The sequence below is a fragment of the Rhizobium sp. Root274 genome, from assembly GCF_001429245.1.
In the GTDB taxonomy this organism is placed as follows: domain Bacteria; phylum Pseudomonadota; class Alphaproteobacteria; order Rhizobiales; family Rhizobiaceae; genus Allorhizobium.
Genome location: NZ_LMJE01000013.1, coordinates 23,695 through 45,839, shown reverse-complemented (window position 1 = coordinate 45,839; position 22,145 = coordinate 23,695). Strand labels below are relative to the sequence as shown.

18 protein-coding genes are annotated in these 22,145 nt (G+C 59.4%); 13 read left to right on the top strand and 5 right to left on the bottom strand.

Annotated features, from left to right (window positions below):
- From hutG to ASE36_RS21825, 5 genes are all read left to right on the top strand, one after another.
- Entirely contained in the window at positions 1-801 is an 801-nt protein-coding gene (hutG, locus tag ASE36_RS21845) for an N-formylglutamate deformylase (protein ID WP_062285190.1), read from the top strand.
- Positions 802-813: 12 nt separating this feature from the next.
- Entirely contained in the window at positions 814-2,487 is a 1,674-nt protein-coding gene (gene hutU / locus ASE36_RS21840) for a urocanate hydratase (protein WP_062285188.1), read from the top strand.
- 52 nt (positions 2,488-2,539) lie between these two features.
- Entirely contained in the window at positions 2,540-3,124 is a 585-nt protein-coding gene (locus ASE36_RS21835) for a HutD family protein (RefSeq protein ID WP_162244237.1), read from the top strand.
- 618 nt (positions 3,125-3,742) lie between these two features.
- Complete coding sequence (locus ASE36_RS21830; protein WP_062285184.1) at positions 3,743-4,723, top strand: sugar-binding transcriptional regulator; 981 nt, start codon at positions 3,743-3,745, stop codon at positions 4,721-4,723.
- Between the two features lie 60 nt (positions 4,724-4,783).
- A complete protein-coding gene (locus ASE36_RS21825) occupies positions 4,784-6,838 on the top strand; it encodes a bifunctional aldolase/short-chain dehydrogenase (protein ID WP_062285183.1) in 2,055 nt (684 codons plus the stop codon).
- Between the two features lie 99 nt (positions 6,839-6,937).
- Here ASE36_RS21825 and ASE36_RS21820 read toward each other — a convergent pair whose 3' ends face one another.
- Genes ASE36_RS21820 through ASE36_RS21810 form a run of 3 tightly spaced genes read right to left on the bottom strand, consistent with a single transcriptional unit; the run spans position 6,938 to position 10,594 of the window.
- Positions 6,938-7,981 (bottom strand): substrate-binding domain-containing protein, encoded by a 1,044-nt coding sequence (locus tag ASE36_RS21820; protein ID WP_062285180.1) that lies wholly within the window; start codon positions 7,979-7,981, stop codon positions 6,938-6,940.
- A 49-nt stretch (positions 7,982-8,030) separates the two neighbouring features.
- Positions 8,031-9,080, bottom strand: a complete 1,050-nt coding sequence (locus tag ASE36_RS21815; protein WP_062285178.1) for an ABC transporter permease — start codon at positions 9,078-9,080, stop codon at positions 8,031-8,033.
- Entirely contained in the window at positions 9,077-10,594 is a 1,518-nt protein-coding gene (locus tag ASE36_RS21810; protein WP_062285176.1) for a sugar ABC transporter ATP-binding protein, read from the bottom strand. Before ASE36_RS21810 ends, ASE36_RS21815 begins: the two co-directional genes overlap by 4 nt.
- Before the next feature lie 146 nt (positions 10,595-10,740).
- Between ASE36_RS21810 and mtnK the strand changes: the two genes are divergently transcribed.
- The 8 genes from mtnK (at position 10,741) to ASE36_RS21770 (ending at position 19,803) form a co-directional block, all read left to right on the top strand.
- Positions 10,741-12,012: an S-methyl-5-thioribose kinase gene (gene mtnK / locus ASE36_RS21805; RefSeq protein WP_062285173.1), complete on the top strand. Its 1,272-nt coding sequence runs from the start codon at positions 10,741-10,743 to the stop codon at positions 12,010-12,012.
- Positions 12,009-13,103, top strand: coding sequence for an S-methyl-5-thioribose-1-phosphate isomerase (mtnA, locus tag ASE36_RS21800; protein WP_062285171.1), 1,095 nt, complete (start codon positions 12,009-12,011; stop codon positions 13,101-13,103). The genes mtnK and mtnA overlap by 4 nt, the downstream gene beginning before the upstream one ends.
- A 4-nt stretch (positions 13,104-13,107) precedes the next feature.
- Entirely contained in the window at positions 13,108-14,043 is a 936-nt protein-coding gene (locus ASE36_RS21795) for a transketolase (RefSeq protein ID WP_062285169.1), read from the top strand.
- 2 nt (positions 14,044-14,045) lie between these two features.
- Positions 14,046-15,047, top strand: a complete 1,002-nt coding sequence (locus ASE36_RS21790) for a transketolase family protein (protein ID WP_062285166.1) — start codon at positions 14,046-14,048, stop codon at positions 15,045-15,047.
- Positions 15,047-16,165, top strand: coding sequence for a RuBisCO large subunit C-terminal-like domain-containing protein (locus tag ASE36_RS21785; RefSeq protein ID WP_062285164.1), 1,119 nt, complete (start codon positions 15,047-15,049; stop codon positions 16,163-16,165). The genes ASE36_RS21790 and ASE36_RS21785 overlap by 1 nt, the downstream gene beginning before the upstream one ends.
- A 552-nt stretch (positions 16,166-16,717) precedes the next feature.
- Positions 16,718-17,707, top strand: a complete 990-nt coding sequence (locus tag ASE36_RS21780) for a helix-turn-helix domain-containing protein (protein WP_156378751.1) — start codon at positions 16,718-16,720, stop codon at positions 17,705-17,707.
- Positions 17,708-17,845: 138 nt separating this feature from the next.
- On the top strand, positions 17,846-18,052 hold the full coding sequence (locus tag ASE36_RS21775) for a hypothetical protein (RefSeq protein ID WP_062611416.1): 207 nt from the start codon (positions 17,846-17,848) through the stop codon (positions 18,050-18,052).
- Positions 18,053-18,807: 755 nt separating this feature from the next.
- Positions 18,808-19,803, top strand: a complete 996-nt coding sequence (locus ASE36_RS21770; protein ID WP_062611414.1) for a helix-turn-helix domain-containing protein — start codon at positions 18,808-18,810, stop codon at positions 19,801-19,803.
- A gap of 21 nt (positions 19,804-19,824) precedes the next feature.
- On the opposite strand, the gene ASE36_RS23215 is transcribed toward ASE36_RS21770, so the two are convergent.
- Positions 19,825-20,442, bottom strand: coding sequence for a L,D-transpeptidase (locus tag ASE36_RS23215; RefSeq protein ID WP_062285156.1), 618 nt, complete (start codon positions 20,440-20,442; stop codon positions 19,825-19,827).
- 56 nt (positions 20,443-20,498) lie between these two features.
- Positions 20,499-22,127 (bottom strand): PAS domain-containing protein, encoded by a 1,629-nt coding sequence (locus ASE36_RS21760; protein WP_062611412.1) that lies wholly within the window; start codon positions 22,125-22,127, stop codon positions 20,499-20,501.
- Between the last annotated feature and the right edge of the window lie 18 nt (positions 22,128-22,145).

Below are 22,145 nucleotides of genomic sequence, written 5' to 3'. Positions count from 1 at the left end.
ATGGCCGTCTTCGAAATCACGCAAGGCACCTCCCCCGTTATTCTCGCCTTCCCGCATACTGGCACGGATGTCCCGCCCGCGGTCTGGGATCGTCTCAATGCCAACGGGAAGCTGCTTGCTGACACAGACTGGCATATCCATGAGCTCTATGCCGGCCTGCTGCCACATGCGACGACAGTCAGAGCCACCTTCCATCGGTATGTGATTGATGCGAACCGCAATCCTGAAGGCGTGAGCCTCTATCCAGGGCAGAATACCACAGGTCTCGTACCAGAGACGGATTTTGACGGGGTTGCCATCTGGAAAAGCGGCGAAGAACCAACAAGCGACGACATTGCCGAGCGGCTGGCAGACTTTCACGCACCCTATCATGCGGCGCTTAGCGCCGAAATTGAGCGCGTGAAGGCTATCCATGGGGTGGCGGTTCTCTACGACTGCCATTCGATCCGCTCGCTCATCCCCTTCCTGTTCGACGGGGCTCTGCCGGACTTCAACATCGGCACGGACATGGGCCGCACCTGCGATCCCAGCATCGAGAACGCTGCGGCCGAGATCGCCGGTCGGGCCAAGGGATTCACCTCCGTGGTCAACGGCCGCTTCAAGGGCGGCTGGACAACACGGCATTACGGGCAACCGGAGACCGGCGTGCACGCCATCCAGATGGAACTGGCGCAGATCACGCATCTGGCCACCGAAGCACCACCCTTCACCTATGACGCCGGGAAGGCCGAGGCGCTGCGACGCCATCTCCAGGATATTTTGACATCAATCGAAGCCATTGCGCTCGAACTGAGACGCTGAGGAGCGAGGATCATGAGCAATCCAAGACACAATATCCGCGACGTCCGCGCCGCAACCGGAACCGAACTCTCCGCCAAGACCTGGATGACGGAAGCGCCGTTGCGCATGCTGATGAACAATCTCGACCCCGATGTTGCTGAGCGGCCGCATGAACTGGTCGTCTATGGCGGCATAGGCCGCGCCGCACGCACTTGGGAGGATTTTGACCGGATCGTCGAGACGCTGAAGACGCTCACCGAGGAAGAGACGCTCATCGTGCAGTCAGGAAAGCCGGTCGGCGTGTTCCGTACTCACAAGGACGCGCCGCGCGTGCTGATCGCCAATTCCAATCTTGTGCCGCATTGGGCGACCTGGGACCATTTCAACGAGCTGGATAAAAAGGGCCTGGCCATGTATGGCCAGATGACCGCCGGCTCGTGGATCTATATCGGTACGCAGGGCATCGTGCAGGGTACCTATGAGACCTTCGCGGAGGCCGGGCGTCAGCACTACAACGGCAATCTCAAGGGTAAGTGGATACTGACCGGTGGTCTCGGCGGCATGGGTGGCGCCCAGCCGCTCGCTGCCGTCATGGCCGGCGCCTGCTGCCTTGCCGTCGAATGCGACGAAACCCGCATCGATTTCCGCCTGCGCACCCGTTATGTCGATGCCAAAGCGCATACGCTGGACGAGGCACTTGCGTTGATCGACCAGTGGACCAAGGCGGGCGAAGCGAAATCCGTTGGTCTAATCGGCAATGCCGCCGAGATCTTCCCGGAACTCGTTCGCCGCGGCGTCCGCCCCGACATCGTGACCGACCAGACCTCGGCTCATGACCCGATCCACGGCTATTTGCCACTCGGCTGGACGGTTGCCGAATGGCGGGCAAAACAAGAAACCGATCCGAAGGCGGTGGAAGTTGCCGCCCGTGCCTCGATGAAGACCCATGTGCAGGCCATGGTCGACTTCTGGAACATGGGCGTTCCCACGCTCGACTACGGCAACAACATTCGCCAGGTCGCCAAGGAGGAAGGCTTCGAGAATGCCTTTGCCTTCCCCGGCTTCGTGCCGGCCTATATCCGTCCGCTGTTTTGCCGCGGCATCGGCCCCTTCCGCTGGGCCGCACTCTCGGGCGATCCGGAGGATATCTACAAGACCGATGCCAAGGTGAAGGAGCTACTGCCCGACAACGAACATCTGCACAACTGGCTGGACATGGCCCGCGAGCGCATCGCTTTCCAGGGCCTGCCAGCGCGCATCTGCTGGGTGGGCCTCGGCGACCGTCACAAGCTCGGCCTTGCCTTCAACGAGATGGTACGGAGCGGGGAGTTGAAGGCGCCCGTCGTCATCGGCCGCGACCATCTCGATTCCGGCTCGGTCGCCTCGCCGAACCGCGAGACGGAAGCGATGAAGGATGGCTCCGACGCGGTCTCCGACTGGCCGCTTCTGAACGCGCTGCTCAACTGCGCCTCGGGTGCGACCTGGGTTTCGCTGCATCACGGCGGCGGTGTCGGCATGGGCTTTTCGCAGCATTCCGGCATGGTCATCTGCGCCGATGGTACTGACGATGCTGCACGCCGGCTGGAGCGCGTGCTTTGGAACGACCCGGCGACCGGGGTCATGCGCCATGCCGATGCGGGCTATGACATCGCGCTTGATTGCGCCAAGGAAAAGGGCCTGCGCCTGCCCGGTATCCTCGGCAATTGAACCGTCAATGGGGCGCCGCTCGATGGTGCGCCGACAATCTTCGGAGGGCGTCTTGAATTTTCTGCGAGCCGAGGACCAGCGCCTCGTTCCCTGGAAGAATGGCTGCGGCGTTACCAGAGAAGTCGCAGTGTATTCCGATAAAGGGATGGGTCCCGAATTCCTGTGGCGCGTCAGTATCGCCATCGTCAACAAGGATGGCCCTTTTTCGATATTCGAAGGGGTCGACAGAACGATCGCGGTGATGCATGGCGACGGAATCATCCTGCACAGCGGCGGTAATAGTGTTTCATTGACCCCCACTAGCGAACCGCACGCCTTCAAGGGCGAGCTTCCGGTTGAGGCTTCCGTCATGGAAAGCCAGACGACGGACCTCAATGTCATGTCGCGTCGAGAATGCTTCGATCATTCAATGGAACGGCTGGTTCTCAAGAACACCGTCGCTATTGACGGGGAAGCCGACGAGACACTTATCGTCTTCAACGGACCGATGAGCGCGAAGCTTCCGGCGGGTTTATTCTCAGCACGTCAATTCGACGCGATCACGGGCATTGGTAGGGGAAGCCGTGTTTACCTTTTCCCCGAAGGCGAGAGCGAAGTTTTCGTGATCCGCGTGTCAGCCAAGCCGTTAAGTCGCTAGTGGACGAAAAAATGCCGATCGGGCGAGGGGCCGGAGGTGATGCAACTCTGCATTCTCGTGCATCTCGCCATCACCCGAAATCGCCGCTGGCGCCTTGCTGAGGCAAAAAGGGTAACTGGAGCGATTGGATCGGGAGACCGCATCTCGCCGGCCCTTCCTGCCCTTAAGGTTTAGGGGCGCGTTGTCGCGAGCCTCGAGCAAGTCTTCATGTCATGAGGCTCCCGCAACCAGTTCAAACACAATTGTTGACCGTTTCCATCTGAGGGGAGCGGTTTTTTGCGTTTCGGGGACACAGCTTCCACGTGTGAAGCTGTCTAAGGGTCTCCCTGCAATCCCCGTTCTCAACGGGGTAACACAATGCCTTTACAGCGCCGGATAGGCCGAACCCGCTTCTAGTCGAAGGGCGTCATGGCTTTTGCCAAGGGAAATCTGTGGGCGAATTCATTTCAATGATCCGATCCCCGTTTGTCGCGTCGAGGCTTTCGGGCATCCCAGGTGCTGGAAGGGACGTGGTCCGCCGAAGGCGCGGATGCCTTGTCCATGATGACGAGCAAGTGCGCCATTGACTTTTGTCAGCAGTGATGAATTATGTCAGAAGCCGATCAACTAGGGACAATCATGCCAATTCGTACCGCGGACCAGATCATTCATAAAGCTGCCTGGCTCTACTATACACACGGCTTGCGTCAGGACGAAGTGGCTCAGCGGCTTGAGATCTCACGCGCCTCTGTGGCGATGTATCTGCGCCGGGCGCGGGAGATGGGGATCGTCACGATCACCACGTCGACGGAGCTTTTTTCGGACGATGTGCTTGCCCGGGAACTGGAGGATGCAACGGGGTTGACGACAGTCTGGATCGTGCCGGAGGACCGTCAGGCGATGGATCCGGCTGCCGAAATGCCCGTCGTCGCCGCCTCCGTCTTTCTTGAACTGATCAACAAGGGTGACCGGGTGGGCGTGGCCTGGGGCCGTACCGTCTATCACATCGCGGACGTCATGCCTTTCGCGGACCTCCGCGGCGTGACCGTGGTGCAGCTTTGCGGCAATCTCGGTGCGCCTTACTCCTATCGCCCTGATCAATGCACGACGGAAATCGCCCGCCGCCTCAATGCGGAAGGCATCAACTTCTATGCCCCGCTCGTTCTGTCCTCCGAGCGCCTCGCCGAGGAATTACGCGGGGAGCCAGTGATCCGGGAGCAGCTCGCGGCCATCTCCGACTGCCAGTTGGCGCTCTATTCTGTCGGCGGCATCGAAGAGGACAGCCATCTCGTCAAATGCGGAGCTCTCTCGGCTCAAGACATGCATGAGATGGGGGAGCAAGGTGCCGTCGGCGTCATTGCCGGGCAGCTCATCGATCATAACGGTCAGTGGATGGATTGCGCGCATAATCGGCGCTGCATTTCCGCGGATCTGGATTCCATCCGAGCGATCAAGAAGCGCATGCTGGTCGTGCAGGAAGACAACAAGTTCGCGCCCCTGATCGCGGCCCTCAAGGGTGGCTTCGCGTCGCATCTGGTGATTACCAGTTCGATGGCGCGACGGGTGCTGCAACACTGGAGCCGCGAGGGGCTCGGCAGGGTCGGTTCGGGCGAGGCCTGAACCCCTACAGCTTTGGTCCACCGATGCCGGTCGGACCGGTATATCGGGAGGCTGAATACTATGAAAAATCTCTGGCGCGACGACGAGGCGGAACGGTTCGTCGAAAGCTATGCCGAAAAGGGCATCAACCGCGATCTGGCGCTGCGTACCTATACGACACGTCTTCTGGGCGGAGAGCCGCGGCTGGTGCTGCATGGCGGCGGCAACACGTCCGTCAAGACCGAAATCACCGACCTTGTCGGTGATACGCATGCTGTCCTCTGCGTTAAAGGCAGTGGCTGGGACATGGGCACCATCGAACCTGCGGGCCTGCCTGCCGTGAAGCTTGCGTCGCTGTTGAAGAGCCGCAAGCTCGCGACACTGTCCGATGAAGACATGGTGACATTGTTGCGCGCCAATCTGATCGATCCGGGCGCCCCCAATCCATCGGTAGAGGCGCTCCTGCACGCCTTCCTCCCCCACAAATTCATCGACCATACCCACTCGACAGCCATCCTCGCGATCGCCGACCAGGCGGAGAGCCGCGAGATGAGCCGCGAATTGTTCGGCAAAAAGATGGGTTTTGTGCCCTATATCATGCCCGGTTTCGCGCTGGCGAAGGCGGCAGTTGAGGTGTTCGAGCAGGATCCGACGGTCGAGGGGCTGATCCTCGACAAACACGGAATCTTCACGTTCGGCGATACGGCCAGAGAAGCCTATGACCGGATGATACGCTACGTCACGGTTGCGGAGGATCACGTCAAGAATAATGGCCGCAATCCGTTCACGCCTGCGAAGCTGCCGAGTGATCTCGCAAGCGTCAACGAGGTCGCTCCGCTGCTGCGGGGCGCAGTCTCCGTCGCCAAGGGTGAAGGCCGCTATGACCGCATGGTCAGCGTGTTCCGCACCTCGCCGGACATCTTGGACTTCGTCAATGCTGCGGAAGTCGGCGATATGGCGGCGCGAGGCGTTTCGACGCCTGATCTCTCCATCCGCATCAAGACCGGCCCGATGGTGCTACCGGCACCGGCTAAGGACGAGCTCGCCGGCTATCGCGCGGTGATCGATGAACGGGTCGCCGCTTTCGCCGCAGACTACACCGAGTATTTCCGCAGCAACGACGCCCGAGACGAGGTCACGCGCGTCATGCTCGACCCCATGCCCCGCCTAACGCTGGTGCCGGGCCTTGGCATGTTCGGCCATGGCCGCACCTTCAAGGATGCAACGATTGCCGTTGATGTTGGCGAAATGTGGATTGAGGCGGCACGGGATGCGGAGTCCGTCGGCCGCTTCGAGCCGGTGAGCCGTCCCGATCTCTTCGATCTCGAATATTGGTCGCTGGAACAGGCCAAACTCGCAAGTGCCAAGCCGAAGCCATTTACGGGCCAGATCGTAATTGTGACCGGTGGCGCCGGCGCCATCGGCGCTGCGATTGTCAAGGCGTTCGCTGCCGAGGGCGCGCATGTCGTGGCGCTCGATCTCGACGGTGACAAGGCGGCGGCCATCGCAAAGTCTGCCGGTAACAACTCGATTGGCATCGCCTGCGACATCACAGATCCGGTCTCGGTGCGCGCTGCCTTTGACAAGGCGATTGCCACTTTCGGCGGCGTCGATATCGTCGTGTCAAACGCGGGTGCGGCCTGGGAAAGCCCGATCGCCACCATGGACGATGTGCTGCTACGCAAGAGCTTCGAACTGAACTTCTTCGCCCACCAGACCGTGGCGCAGAATGCGGTCCGGATCATGAAGGCGCAGGGGACGGGAGGCGTGCTGTTGTTCAATGCCTCCAAGCAGGCGGTTAATCCGGGGGCGAAATTCGGCGCCTATGGTTTGCCGAAGGCGGCAACGCTCTTCCTGTCGCGCCAGTACGCGCTAGAGCATGGCGCAGACAACATCCGGGTGAATGCGGTGAATGCGGATCGTATCCGCTCCGGTCTGCTCAACGACGAGATGATTGCCAACCGCGCGGCTGCCCGGGGCCTTTCCGTCAGGGAGTATATGGGCGGCAACTTGCTCGGCTTCGAAGTGACGGCCGAGGATGTGGCGCGCGCTTTCGTGCACCATGCGCTCGCCGAACGCACCACCGCTGATGTCACCACGGTCGACGGTGGCAATATCGCCGCCGCGATGCGCTGATCTTCGCAAACGGGGCAACCAATTGCCCCGTTTGTTTCACCAGCAAGAAAAAGGGGCGGCCCGCTGGACCGCTCCTTTTTCATGAAAGTCGATGGGAAATCAGGGCTTGGGCATCCATGCCGGCATGGCGACATCGGCATGGGCGAATTGCGGCAGTTTCGCGCCGAGTTCTTCCATGTTCTTGATGTCCTGATCGTTGAGGTCCTTCTGCGTGATCAGCGTCGGGGGCACGATGACCTGCTTGCCCGGGTCTTCGCCGGCGAGCAACATGGCAAGTGTGCGCACGGAGACCTGACCGACAACGGCGGGGTTCGTCGCGGCAGTCGCGACCCAGGCGGAATCGGGTTCGCGCATGGCGGCGATGTCGGAGGTCGAGATGTCGGCCGAATAAATCTTCACGCTGGTGGACAGACCCGCTTCATCGACGGCGATCTTAACACCCTTGGCGAACTCGTCATAAGGCGCGAACATCACGGTGATGTCGGAATTGGCGGAGATCACGGACCGTGCCTGATTGGCGACCGAATTGGCGATCGGATTGTCCATCGTGCCGAACTGGGCGGCTTCGTTGATGCCGGAATACTTTGTCTTGAACTCTTTCCAGGTTTCGTCGCGGCGGTCGAGGGGCGCAATCCCGGCGACGTAAACATAACCGGCCTTGAAGCTCTCGCCATTGTCCTTGACAGCCTGCTCGAGCGCCAGGCGAGCCAGGTCTCGGTCGGACTGTTCAACCTGCGGGATCTTGTCGTTTTCGACGTTGACGTCGAAGGCGACGACCTTGATGCCGGCGTCGACCGCACGCTGGGCCGCTTCCTTCATCGATTCCGTCAGGCCGTGCTGGATGATGATGCCCTGCACACCAAGCGCGATCGCCTGGTCGACCATGTCGGCCTGAAGCGCTGCATCCTGACGGCTGTCGAAGACCTGAAGCTGAACGCCGAGCGCCTTGGCCTGCGCCTCAACGCCGGCGAGATAAGACTGGAAGAAGTCGCCCGTCGACAGGTAACGCACGAGCGCGATCTTGACGTCGCCGGGTTTATCGAACGGCTTGGGCATATCGGCCGCGAAGGCCGGCGCGACGAAGGTTGTTGCCGCCATCAGCCCCAGCGTCATCCTGCCGAGGGTTCTCCGTGTAAATTGCATGTCAGTCTCCTCCACTTTTGAACATTGTTATTCGCCGAGACCTCCCGTCTCAGCGTTTGCCTCTTTTCGAGAGCGCAAAGGTGAAAATCAGGGCGATGACGAGCACGGCGCCCTTGACGAAATCCTGTGTGTAGTAGGGCGCGTTCATCATCGTCAGGCCCTGCAACAGGATGCCGACGAAGAGGGCGCCGATGGCCGTGCCGAATGCATTCGGCTTGGCGGCGCCGAGCACGGCAAAGCCGATGAGGGCGGCCGCTACCGCGTCCAGAAGAAGATTGTTGCCCGAGGCGATGTCCCCGCGCCCGAGACGGGCGGCAAGCAGGATGCCACCGATCGAGGCGAACACACCTGAAATGATATAGGCCGCGATCTTGTAGGCATTGACCGGTGCCCCTGCCAGACTGGCGGCGCGCTCGTTGGAGCCGACCGCATACATCATGCGACCGAAACGGGTGTATTCGAGGAAGAACCAGATAACGATCGCCAGCACGATCAACACGACCACCGATACCGGAACCAGATTCGGCAGGATCAGATCGAACCGATGGCGGCCGAGCGCCAGAAAGGCCGGGCTGAAGGTGCCGGTTGCGGTCGAGCCATCGGGGAGCGTCATGCCGGCTGCAATCGACCGGCCTTCGGTCGGAATGCGCTGGAGTCCGAGAAGCAGGAACATCATCCCGAGCGTTGCCAACAGATCCGGTACGCGCATGTAGACGATGATCAGGCCATTGATCAGACCGACCAGAACACCGACGGCAAGGCAGACGAGCGTTGCTGTCAATGCGTCGCCGCCCATCACCACCATCACATAAGACGAGGCCATCATGGCCGTCGTGGCGACTGAGCCGATCGACAGGTCAAAACCGCCGACGACCAGCGTGGCTGTCACGCCGAGCGCTAGGATCCCGGTGATCGAGACGGATTGCAGGATGAAGACGGCGCTCTGCGGCGAGGCGAAGCCTCCTGTCACCAGCGAAAAGTAGAGGACCATGCCTGCGAGCAGGACAAGGAATCCATATTTAATCGCGGTTTCGCGCATGTTCAGCGTGGCCGGTGGAACGACGCCCGTGGCGGCGAATTTGCTCTGTTCATTCATCATCTTACGCTGACCTGTTGGTAGGGTTTCCCGGCGATCTCGGAGAGCAGCCGCTCAACATCGATCTCTGCATTGCGATGCTCGCCGACGATGGTCTGTTCCGACATGACGAGGATGCGATCGGCGACCTCGAAGGCTTCGTCGAGTTCCGTCAAGAAAAGAATGGTGGATCGACCTGCGGCGGACGCGCGAAGCTTGCCGCCGATGTCCCGGCGGGCGGCAATGTCGACCCCTTGGAATGGCTCGTCGAGGATCAGCAGGCGCGACGGCTCGGACAGCCAACGGCCGACCATGACCTTCTGCTGATTGCCGCCAGACAGTGTCTGCATCTCGTCGCGTTCGCTTCGGCAGACTACACCGAGGTCGGATATCTGCTGTCGCGCCTTCGCCCTCTCTGCACGCCGGCTGGCAATGCCGACGGATGACAGGCGTTTGAGGAAGGGCAGACTGATGTTCTCGTAGATGTTGAAATCCGGGACGATGCCGCTGATTGCGCGGTCCTTGGCGACGAGAAAGACGCCGCGGGCGATCGCCTGCCTTGTCGACTTCGGTGCATAAGGCGAACCGTCGAGGGTCATCTCGCCGGCTGCCGGCGCGCGGGCCCCGAACAAGGTCTCCGCAAGTGCACTTTTTCCGACGCCGACCAGACCCGTAACGGCGACAATCTCGCCGTCGCCGAGATCAAAGTCGAAGGGTCGTGTCTGCTGCGACAGCTTCAGGCCACGGACACTGAAGACAGGTCGCCCGGCCGCACGCACCGCAACCTCGCCAGCGGCGACCTTTCGTCCGAGCATCGCATTGACTGCGCCCTCATAGTCCAGGTCGGGGCCTTCGAAACGCCCGGTAACACGGCCATCGCGCAGGGCCAGAATGCTGTCGGCAAGGCGCCGGATGTCCGACATGCGATGGGAAATGTAGAGAATGGCGACGCCTCGCGCCTTCAGCCGGTCGACCAACTCGAAGAGGCGATCAGCCTCGGCGCTCGACAGCGAGGAGGTCGGTTCGTCGAGGATCAGGACCCGGGGTTCATGCGCCATCGCCCGCGCGATGGCGACCATCTGCCGGTCGGCGAGGGTGAGGTCGTTGATGCTGGCTGAGAGGTCGATTGCAAGGCCCATGCGCGCGGCAACCGCAGCCGCTTCGCGACGCACCCGGCGCGGGTTGAAGAGGAGCCTGGCGCCCCGTCCATTCAGCCGGTCGAGGGTGAGATTGGTCGCGACATCAAGATCGGCAACAACGCCGTCATTGATGTTCTGGTGGACGGTGACAACGCCCGCTCGGATCGCCTCGGCCGGCGTTGCCGGTTCAAAGGCATCTCCTGCCAGCGTGATCGTGCCCGCATCCCGCGTGTAGACGCCGGAAAGAATGCGCACGAGCGTGGATTTGCCGGCGCCGTTCGCACCCATCAAAACCGTTACTGCGCCAGCCTTGAGCTCAAGATCCAATCCCTGCAGCACCGGAACGATGCCAAAGGATTTGCGCACGCCCTCAACGCGAAACACCGCCATTTCACTCATGCCGTCCTCCCAATGACTTCAAGTTAGGATGGCAATTCATCAAATGTCAAGGCCGTTGACATTTGACAGAATCTCGCCTTAGCTTCGGGAAAAGACAGCATGGGGACGTGCGGTGGAGGCCGCCCCATGCACAGGAGGAGATTGCTATGGACAGCCAGGTCTTCGAGGCGCTGAGCGCAGAGACATTGCCGGTTCGACTGGGCCAAAACGCCGCCGTGACGGAACGGATCGGAGATGATTCGTCCCGCTGGACGATCAAGGAAGTCGGCGACGGCAACCTCAATCTCGTGTTCATCGTGACAGGCGAGAAGGGTGCGGTCATCGTCAAACAGGCGCTGCCCTATGTGCGTCTGGTGGGTGAGAGCTGGCCGTTGCCGCTCAAGCGTTCGTTCTTCGAATATCATGCGCTGAAGCGCCAGGCGGTGCGCGATCCGGGCATGGTGCCGGAGGTATTTTTCTTCGACGAGGCGCAGGCGATCATCGTCATGGAGTTTCTGACGCCGCATGTCATCCTGCGGCGCGCGTTGATCGACGGAAAGATGCTGCCGAAGGCCGGTCGTGATCTCGGGCAGTTTGTTGCCCGCACGCTGTTTCGCGGCTCGGACCTGTCGATGATCACGCGTGAGAAGAAGGCGGATGTCGCGCTGTTCAGCGACAATGTCGAGCTTTGCGACATTACGGAAAACCTCGTCTTCTCCGATCCCTATTTCGAAGCGACGCTGAACCGCCACACGACGCCGCAGCTGGATCCGCTGGTGGCTGAGCTGCGCTCTGACCGCGAGCTCAAGGTCGAGGCCCAGCGTTTGAAGCACATCTTTTCCGCCAAGGCAGAAACACTCTGCCATGGCGACCTGCACACGGGCTCCGTCATGGTCACGCAAGACGAGACGCGGGTGATCGACCCAGAATTCGCCTTCTACGGGCCAATCAGCTTCGACGTCGGCATGCTGATCGCCAATTTCTGGATGAGTTATTTCTCGCAGGCCGGTCATGAAACCACACCCGGTGGCCGCGACGAGATGCGTGTCTACCTGCTCGATACGATCGAGACGCTGTGGGAGACCTTCCGCAGCGAATTTGCCCAACTCTGGCGCACCGAGCGCCGGGGCATTCTCTATCAGGCAAGTGTTTTCGAGGATCGCCAGGATCCACTCGCTGCCGAGCAGGCTCTGAACATCGTCCTCGACGAGATCTGGTCCGAGATGCTGGGCTTTGCCGGCATCGAGATCCACCGCCGTATCCTCGGCCTTGCCCACAATGCCGATTTCGAAACCATCGCCGACCCCGACCGCCGCGCATCGTGCGAAAGCAAGGCGCTGAAGCTCGGGCGTCACCTCGCCGTCAATCGGCAGCGCATCCATAGTCTCCGGGACATCCGAGCGACCGTGGAGCGACTTGAAAAGGAGATTCTCGCGTGAAAGTCGGAGAACGCCACTACCATACCATCTGGGTGAACGAAGACGGCCGCTCGGTCGACATCATCGACCAGCGCTGGCTGCCGCATGAATTCCGTATCGTCACCTTGAAGACCGTCAGTGACGTTGCTGTCGCGATCCGCGACATGTGGGTGCGCGGGGCGCCGCTGATCGGTGTGACGGCCGCTTATGGCGTTGCGATCGCCATGGCAAAGGATCCGTCTGGTGCGCATCTTGATGCCGTATGGGAAGAACTGAACGAGACCCGTCCGACAGCGATTAATCTGCGCTGGGCACTGAACGCCATGCGTGCGCATCTTGCCGATCTGCCGGAGCAAGATCGTGCAGAAGCGGCCTACAAGCGCGCCGCCGAGATCGCGGAGGAGGATGTTGAACTCAACCGCTCCATTGGCGCGAATGGTCTTGAGGTCATCAGGGAAATTGCCGCGAAGAAAAAGCCGGGCGAACCCGTCCGCATTCTCACGCACTGCAATGCCGGCTGGCTCGCAACCGTCGATTACGGCACCGCCACCGCGCCCATTTATATGGCCGTCGAGGCCGGCATTCCTGTCCATGTCTATGTCGATGAAACGCGGCCGCGCAACCAGGGCGCCTATCTCACGGCCTGGGAGATGAACGGTCACGGCGTGCCCCATACGCTGATCGTCGACAATGCCGGCGGGCACTTGATGCAGCACGGCGACATCGACATGGTGATCGTCGGAACCGACCGGACCACTGCGAACGGCGACGTCTGCAACAAGATCGGCACCTATCTCAAGGCGCTCGCCGCTCGCGACAACGACATCCCGTTCTACGTCGCGCTTCCTTCGCCGACCATCGACTGGACGGTGCATGACGGGGTAAAGGAAATCCCGATCGAGGAACGTGCCGCCGATGAGGTGAGCTTCGTGCAGGGACGCGCTGCCGACGGCTCGATTGCAACCGTGCGGATTTCGCCGGAAGGCAGTCCCGCCGCCAACCCCGCTTTCGACGTTACGCCTGCGCGCCTGATCACTGGTCTCATTACCGAGCGCGGTATTGCCGCACCCTCGCCTGAGGGCCTGAAGGCGCTTTTCCCGGAACGGAGCTGAGACGATGAGCCTGCCCAACGAAAAGTCTACCGAAGAGATCGCGCTCGGTATCCGGCGCCGCGTCTTCTTTCACACCATGAAGCACAATGGCGGCTATCTCAGTCAGGCCTGCTCGGCTGCGGAAAGCCTCGCGCTCCTCTACAACGAATTGCTGGCGCTTGGTGAACCGACGCTGCCAAAGGTGCCATTGCCGTTTCGTGGTGTTCCGTCGGCCAACAATCCAGATGCGTTTACAGGCGCCGGCTATCACGGGCCTGTTGGTGCCGGATACGACCGTTTCTTCATCTCGCCCGCCCATTACGCACTCGTCATCTACTCGGCGCTGATCGAGACGGGCCGTATGGATGAACATGCGCTCGACCACTTCAACAAAGACGGCGGCTCGGTCGAAATGATTGGCGCCGAGCACAGCCCCGGCATGGAAGTGACGACCGGATCTCTCGCCCAGGGATTGTCGATGGCTTCGGGCGTCGCCTGGGCGCGGCTGCGGAAAAAAGAGCCCGGCAAAGTCTGGGTCTACATGTCCGACGGTGAGTTCCAGGAGGGGCAGACTTGGGAATGCCTCGCGGCCATGAGCTACCATCAGATCGACAACATCCGGGTGGTCGTCGACGTAAACCGTCAGCAATGCGACGGCGCCATGTCGTCGGTTCTTGATCTCGGCGATCTCGCGCAGCGGGTCACGTCCTTCGGCGTGACATGCCGCTCGGTCGACGGCCATGACCTTGATGCGCTGCGCAACGCGGCCGGTAGTTCAGAGCCTGGGAAGCCGCTCGTTATCCTTGCAAATACCTCGCCGTATAGGGGCATGGATTTTCTTAAAAAACGTTTCCCGCGCCTGCACTATGTCCGCTTCAAGAGCGCCGAGGAACGACAGGAAATGCAGGTCGCACTGGCCGCTGAACTCGGCATCGATCTCACCGCGATGGAAAGGGCCTGATCATGGTCGAAATCGTCAACCGACCCTATGCCAAGGCTTTTGAGGCATTCGCCGCAGCGCGCCCCGAAGTGCTCTGCCTTTCTGCCGATCTGACCTCGTCCTGCGAGGTCGATGGCTTCCGGGATCGCCACCCCGAGCAGTTCCTGTCCCTGGGGATGGCCGAGCAGAACATGCTCTCCTTTGCCGGTGGTCTCGCCATGCAGGGATATCGCCCGTTCATCCACACGTTCTCGGTGTTCCTCTATCGCCGGCCCTACGATCAGCTGATCAATTCCATTGCCTATTCCAACCGCAAGGTTCGTCTGATCGGCTTCCTGCCCGGTATCACCACGCCGGGCGGTATCACGCACCAAGCCATCGAGGACATAGCCGTCCTGCGCGCCGTGCCAAACATGACGATCCTCGAAACGGGTGATGCGACGGAAGTGGAGACGGTTCTCGAGGTTGCCGACAGCATCGACGGGCCGGTCTATGTGCGCATCCTGCGCGGCGAAGTTCCGCGGCTGTTTTCGACGCCGTTCGAGTTCAACAAGCTGCGCACCCTTTCGAAGGGCGACGACATTCTGGTCGTCTCCTCCGGCGTTTGCACCGAAGAAGCCTTGCGCGCCACGGGGCCGCTGATGGCGCGAGGTTTCGGCATTCACCATCTGCACGCTTCCACATTGAAGCCCTTCGATCGTGAAAGGCTGATGGATGCAGCGCGCGGCAAGAAGGGGATCATCACCCTCGAAAATCACACGATCATCGGCGGGCTCGGCTCGCTGGTCGCCGAGATTCTCGCCGAAGAAGGCGTCGGTATCCGTCTGAAGCGTCTAGGCCTCAAGGATACCTTCGCCCATGGCGCCTCCAAGCCCTATCTCATGAAAAAATATGGGCTGGATGCCGGTGCACTCGTTGCGGCGGTCGGTGAGCTTACCGGCAGCTCGCTCGATATCGGTGATGATGAGCTGGCAGAAGTTCGTCTTGATCGTGTGCATTCTGCCCAAAAGGCGGAGGCGCTCTGATGGCTGCGCGCTTCAGCGTCACCTATTTCATTCGTGCGCATGATTTTGAGGAGGCGAAAACGCGCGCGCTCGATATCGCGCTTGAACAGACGGTCGAGATCCCCCGCGACTGCGTTCCCACGGGATATGTCGAGGATGAAATCCTTGGCAGGCTGGAGGCCTTGGAAAAGGATCCGGCCGGCAGACCCGGATATGTCGCAGCCATCTCCTATTCGGAGGACGATGTCGGCGGTGATTTCCTGCAATTCCTCAACATCGTTTTCGGCAACAGTTCGATCAAGCCGGGCCTCAAGGTTGAAAACATCACCCTTTCGCCGGGCATTCTGGCGCTGTGCAAGGGACCTCGCCACGGCATTGCCGGACTTCGCGCGAAGGCAGGTATCGGTGATACGCCCCTTCTCATGTCAGCCATCAAGCCTGTGGGTCTGTCGACCGCCGACCTCGCTCGTCTCGCTCATGACTTCGCGCGGGGTGGCATGCATTTCGTCAAGGACGACCACGGACTCGTCGACCAGAAGACGTCGCCGTTTGAGGAGCGGCTGCGGGCCTGCGTCGAGGCTGTCGGTGAGGCAAATGCAAAAACGGGCGGACGTACGAGCTTTGTCCCGAATGTTACCGGTCCGGCGACATTGATTATCGAGCGCGCCAAGCTTGCGCAGGACGCTGGCGCCGGCGCGGTCATGATCGCTCCGGCATTGGCCGGTTACGACATCATTCGAACGCTGGCTGCAGATCCGGGTTTTGCACTCCCCATCGTCTCCCACCCCGCCTTTTCCGGCGCAAATGTCGTCTCGCCCGATTGCGGTTTTTCCCATCGCAGTTTTTTCGGCACCTTGCATCGGTTGATGGGTGCGGACGCCGTCATTTATCCGAACTTTGGCGGTCGGTTCGGCTTTACCCGCGAAGAGTGCCTGTCAATCGCAAAAGCATGCGCCGAGGACATGGGAGGCCCAAGACCGATCGTTGCCGCACCGGGGGGCGGCATGACATTCAGCCGGGTGCCGGAGATGCGCGAGGCCTATGGCAATGACGTCATGTATCTGATCGGCGGGGCGCTGTTGCAGGAGCCGAACCTGACCGATGCTTGCCGCCGCCTTGTCGCAGCGGTTTATGCCTGATGCCCCGATTGCCGGATCTCAAGGCTCAGTTGATCATTCGGTAACGGCTCAAGTCAGCTCGGCCTTGTTATAGCGAAGCTGTTGCGATTCGGGTCGTACCCAGGTGTGACCTGATGCGATACGGGCCAGCGCCTGAAACTTTCGTTGAAGCCTGCCGCGGGCGGTTGCAGCGAAGCATCTTTTTCGCGATGAGCCCGGTCATCGTCCCCTGCCTAACAAGACGACTAGCTGAGATTGATATATTTCTCACATCGTTGGTCGATTTGAATGACTGCCGCCATGAGGAAATGTTATTATATGTAAAAAGATATTCTCTACAAATGATACGAAACGATCGGGAATATATAATTATCCACATTAAATTCTACTAGTAATATTACTGTTATTTATTAGGTGGCAGTCCTAAATGCCCATGGCTTCTATCATATTCGACCAGCCTTTGATTCTAATGCAGCTTTCAGTAATTTCGACAACTTGTGCTCAATTTTAAGTTGGTGGGTATATCAATGATTAACCGTGAGGTTGGTCTTCTTTCAGCAATTGGGGGAGATCATGACACAGCAAGAAATATACAACGACTTCACACGCATGCCGCTCGCCGAGCAAATGAGTGTGTTTAACCGAAGTGCGCTTGAGATTGGCTATAGCTGTCATGTCCCCGGGCGAGCGGCTGACCAAGGCTTCGACATCAAAATTACTGGGCGGGGCTTTGGCGAGGTGCGCACCGTCCAAACGGAAGCCGAGGCGCATGTGCTCTCGCGAGAGCCGCGCAGTCGTGCGCCTGAAGCGCGCGACGAATGGCTGATCAGCCTCTGGCTCAAGGGCTATGCCGATGTCGATGTAGATGGTCGACATGTTCGTTTCGCGGGCGATAATCTTGAATTGCGCACTATGGCAGAGGCGCGCAATGTCTCGCAGTCGCGCGCGGTCTCGGTCTATTTCTTCTTGCCTCGAGAGGCCGTCCGAGGGATCAACTGGACCATGGAGCGCATCTCGAAGATGAAAAGTTCCGCCCGTTTCCACCCCTTGCTCGCGCGATATCTACGCACACTGCACCTTGCTTCCCGCGGGTCTGCGATCGACAACGGCGCCGGCGTTTCCGAGGCTACCATTGCCATGGTGCGCGCCTGTGCATTGCAGACGAGGGACAGTATCGAGGAAGCGATGGCCCCCATCCTGGCGACGCAGTTCGAGATTGCCCGGCAATATATCGAGACGCATCTGTGGTCCCCAAGTCTGACGACCGACCAACTGATGGAGAAGCTGCATCTCTCCAAGCGTCATCTCTACAAGCTTTTCGAAGTTCACGGGGGAGTCGAGCGCTACATCAGGCAGAAGCGGTTGACGGCCTGCTTCGACAGGATCAGCCGGTCCGACCGCGACGTCCCTATTCTTGACATTGCGGAGAAGGCCGGCTTCTCGGACCCGACCAATTTTAGTCGGCAATTCAGGTCATTTTTCGGCTGCCGGCCGAGCGAGGCTCGCGAGGCCCTTGCAGGCAGAAGGGATGAGGTGCGTTTCGTGCAATGGCTGGCAAGCTGAGCCACTCTGCCCCGCAACTCCGGCCAGCCCCGGATGCATTCTGAGGCAAGCAATGGGCACCCTCAGCCATTCAAGTCTCTGAGGTTCAGTGGCAATAATGATTCCATCAGGGCCTTGGTTGGTCCCGGAGGGCAGCATTTGGAGCAGCGAGATCTGGTCGACGACGAGGTGCTTGAGTGTGCGGATCAGCACCTTGCGGTTGCCGGAATGGGCGTTTCTGCAGTCTCTGGAGCATTAGTTGCATCTTTGGCGCGCGGGGAACTGGTTGAGGTCATGGCCCTTCTCGGTGTCGCCCTTTTCTTTACTGCGCTCGGCTGGTGGGCTCGCGGTATCGTGGTCAAATGACCACAAGTGCTCGTTGTGACCGCCAAGGGCTTTCCTTGCCGGCTTCATGCCCAAGAGAGTTCAAGGCCCGCGTCTGCGGCCAGCACGAGGCGCCCCACACCTCGGACACGGCTTTCTGATACGGTTTCGTTCAGAACCCTCTGCGGCGGACCTGGGCGGCGGAGGCGAGGGAAACCTCGCTTTCGCCGCCCAGAGCATATAGGGAACCTCCTTTCGAGCGAGGATGGTTGTTTCCCTACTCGCGCTTCTCAAGTGTCCGCCGGACTGTTTGTCTACCCGTTCATCCGACACGTCGGAGGCAGAGTTAGGTCAACGAGACGCCATGAGGGCGGGGCTTAAGATTTCCCCTCCGCAAGACAAGCAAAGACCCACGTTTCGTCCTCAGAGCTAGTCGTGGTCGAGGCGAGCTCTTTCCCGCTCGATGTGGTTCTGTGTCTGAACCCAGTATCGGGCTGCTCTTCGCTGCTGCAAGATCAGTCACCCTTCGTCAGCGCACCTTTGCACATTTCAGCAAAAAATCTGCATCCCTGACTATTCTTTCGTCTGCACCGCTAAAATAGAAAAATGATCTAGCCAGTTTAAGTTTGGCTGATCGGATAGATTCTGAATGGTGCAAATGAATTACATCGGCATATATCCAGATATATAAACAAAAAATCTAGCTAGTATCAAAATATATCGTCTTATTACCGCGCTTATTTCGAGCGTGACTGGATATCTGCGTCTCATTTCGCCATTCGTTCAGGAAGTGAACGATGGTTCTCCCAATATATACTTTTAGTTCTGACAAATTTGAACCTGCTGCCCAATTTGAGAGTTATCGTCGCGAATTTGGATGTCTCGAAGATTTGCATCTTCCGGCCGTTGCCCTACGAGGAGCAGGCTTTGTCGGAACGGCTAAGGGCTATTCTCTGGGCACGATCAAGATCGTCATTGGACAGTCGGATGCATTTGTTTTCGAGCCGCGCTCGAAAAAGGGTGCCGATGAAGACTTCTGGAAGGTCACACTCCGATTGACTGGTTTTGCCGAGATCGAAGTCGATGGAAAGACCGTTCGCCAAGAGGCCAATGCGCTCGATGTGCGTCGACTGGGTCAGCCGCTGCGCGGCTACGTTTCGGCCAACCACTCTCTGTCTCTCTATTTGCCTCGACTGCAGTTTGTTGGACTGGCGAGGACGCTCGATCAGCTAGCTAACTCCTCCCATGGAGGTCCAGGTTTTCATCCGCTTCTGGCACATTATCTGTCAGCCATGGTCAGTGTGCTGCCATCAGCCAGTCCGCAAGAGGTCGATCTCATGGCGGAAACGACCCAATCCATGATCCGCGCCTGTGTCACGACCTCTGGATCCATGGGCCTCATGGAGGAGGCGCCGCTGATGGCTGCGCGGCTGGAGATCGCGCGGCAATATGTGTCGTCAAACCTTAATTCTCCAGACCTTTCGTCCAAAGCGCTGGGGGCGAAGCTCAATGTCTCAAGACGACAGCTCTACAAGATCTTCGAAGCCGAAGGCGGGGTGGAAAAATATGTCCTCTCTAGCCGGCTGAAGGCGAGCTATGACGCAATCTTGAAAAGCGGCCACCGGCGGACGATCGCGGCAATTGCGGAGGAGTTCGGCTTTGCGGACAGCGCCACATTCAGCCGGCAATTCCGCGCGAGGTTCGGTTGCTGTCCTAGCGACGTGCGCATGCAGGCAAAATCCGTTGAAACCGACAGCGATTTTGCCACCTGGCTGTTCGCGACGTCCAGTTGAAAGAGAGCAGGTTCGGGTTCATCACCGCGCATCGATAATCGCACCCGTTGCCACCCTGGTGCTGAGATCGATCACGTCCTGATTCAACATCCGAATGCAGCCGGATGACATGTCGCGCCCGATGCTCCACCATTCCGGGGTCCCATGCACTCGATACAATGTGTCGCGACCATTCTCGAAGATATAGAGGGCTCTTGCGCCAAGGGGGTTCTGCAAGCCTCCCGGCACACCTTCTCCATAGGCCTCCAGTTCGGGCCAACGGTCCCGCATCTCTCTGGTCGGCGTCCAGCTCGGCCAGGTGCGTATCGTCTCCACGACCCCTTTTCCTGTCCAGCGGACGCCCTGGCGTCCAATGCCAATTCCATAGCGGATCGCCTGACCGGATGTCGTGGAGACATAGAGGTTGTGTCGGGACATGTCGGTCCAGATGAGACCTGACGGAAGTCCAGGCTCAACCGTAACGACATGCCTCAGAAGTCTTTTCTCCAGCTTGGCATAGGGGACGGCTGGCAGATCGACTCCGTGATCTGATCCCTTTCCGTAGATTGCAGAATAATCAAATTCGGCTGCCGAGCCGGCCGAAGGAGAGCCGAAGGGTCGGGCGGTCAGGGTTCCGTTTGCGGCGAGAGCAAAGAACACAGTCAGGAAAGTTCTTCGGGGGAAGGGCGTTGCGCTTCCGTATTGGCTGATCTTGCTCACAGGCTTGATCCACCAACACGAAAGGGGAAGTGGCGCGCCAGGATGCCTCGGATATCCTCTTTTGTGACCGGGGTCGTAATTGCGTCATCCATGCCCATGTCGAGGAACTGGTTCCGGATGGTCTCAAGCTCCGCCGGAACAAGACCAATCAAGGGGATCCCCTGTCTATGACGATAGCGTGCCATGACCCAGGAGGTGATCATGACCGGCGAGAGCGCGTTCGCAAGGCTGAAAAAGATGATCTGAGGCTCAATGATCGAGCGATTGCGTGTGGCGAAAGTCGAGAGTTCAACAACTTCCGTATGGCAACCGAGTTCATGCAGCATCGCGGCAAATTCGACACCCTTCTCCAGGTCGTCCTCTACCAGAAGAGCATCGATGAACCAGTTGCGCACCAGGGGCTTCATGAAATCCTGGCGGACTTCCTTCTTGCCGGAGCCCCGAGCAATCGAGACAGAGCCCATCCGTCGGTCCGGCATCTCCAGAAAATGGGTGAGTTCTTCGACGACCTGCTCCTCGTGCACGATCAAGACAGGCGCGAAGGTTTCCTTGAGTATCGCCTCTCTTGCCCAGTGTGACTTCGCATCGGCAACGACTATCAACGAGTCTGCATGGGTTGACCAACCGGAGCGCAACATGGTTTCCATGGCGCCCCGATTGCGCGTCACGCTGCGCTCGACATGATAGTGGGACAGAACGGACGATGCCTTTTGTTCAAAGCCGTTGCTTTCGGTGACCATGATTGCCTTGGGCCGGTGAATCCTCATCAAGGATGGAGAACGATGCTGACGCGCCAAACGCTCGCGCTTTTCGGGAAAATCGATGATCTTGCCGGAGGACGACGGCGCCAGTTGAGGCTGCCGTCCGACCGATACCTTGCTTGGCGGCGAAATTTCCAAGAAATCATTGAGCAAAAGATATTCGCCTGCAGAGAAGAGGCGCTGTGTGCGAACATCAAACTGGCGGGTAAGGTCATCCTTTCGGAGGTTTCTGTGGGTTGTGATGGCGTTGCCTGTCTCCAGAACCCGATTGCAGACCTCCCTATGGTCATGGGTCTCGACCAGGGGCACAATCGATTCAGTTTTTCGACCCGATGCTGTGTAGTGATCGACCACAAGTAGGTCTGCGAGTGCGTGGTTGATCAACACGATCCGAGAATCGCGGTCCTCGATGAGAACTGGTCGCGGAACGTTCATGAACGCGCTGATGTCGATGGCCTGCCTGTTCGATAAGCCCAGACCAAACGCCGACGAGTTGGAGCGGCTTTCCGGGTCGATCGTCAGCATTTTGAAGCCGAATGGCAGGCGCCGGAAGTGAAGTCGCACCGCAGAGTTTGACGTGACCTCATTTTCCAGTTGCCCTCTGGTATGGGCTCCATCGAGCTGGAGTTTGACCCAGTCGCTTCGTGCCTTTCCGGGCGCTAGCGCGCTCTCATAGGTTCGGCCCTCGAAGAACTGGTCCCATATCAGGCCCAGAGCCTCTTCCATACGAGAGCCGATCCTCAAGAAGACATGCAGCTCAGGCATCGCGCGCCGCACCGCGCTACTCAGGTAAGCGATCTTGTTGTCGCTATCGAAAATCACATAGTTGCCGTCGAACATGGCGCCTGCTTTCAATTCTGGCATAGGGGGCGATCCAGTTTG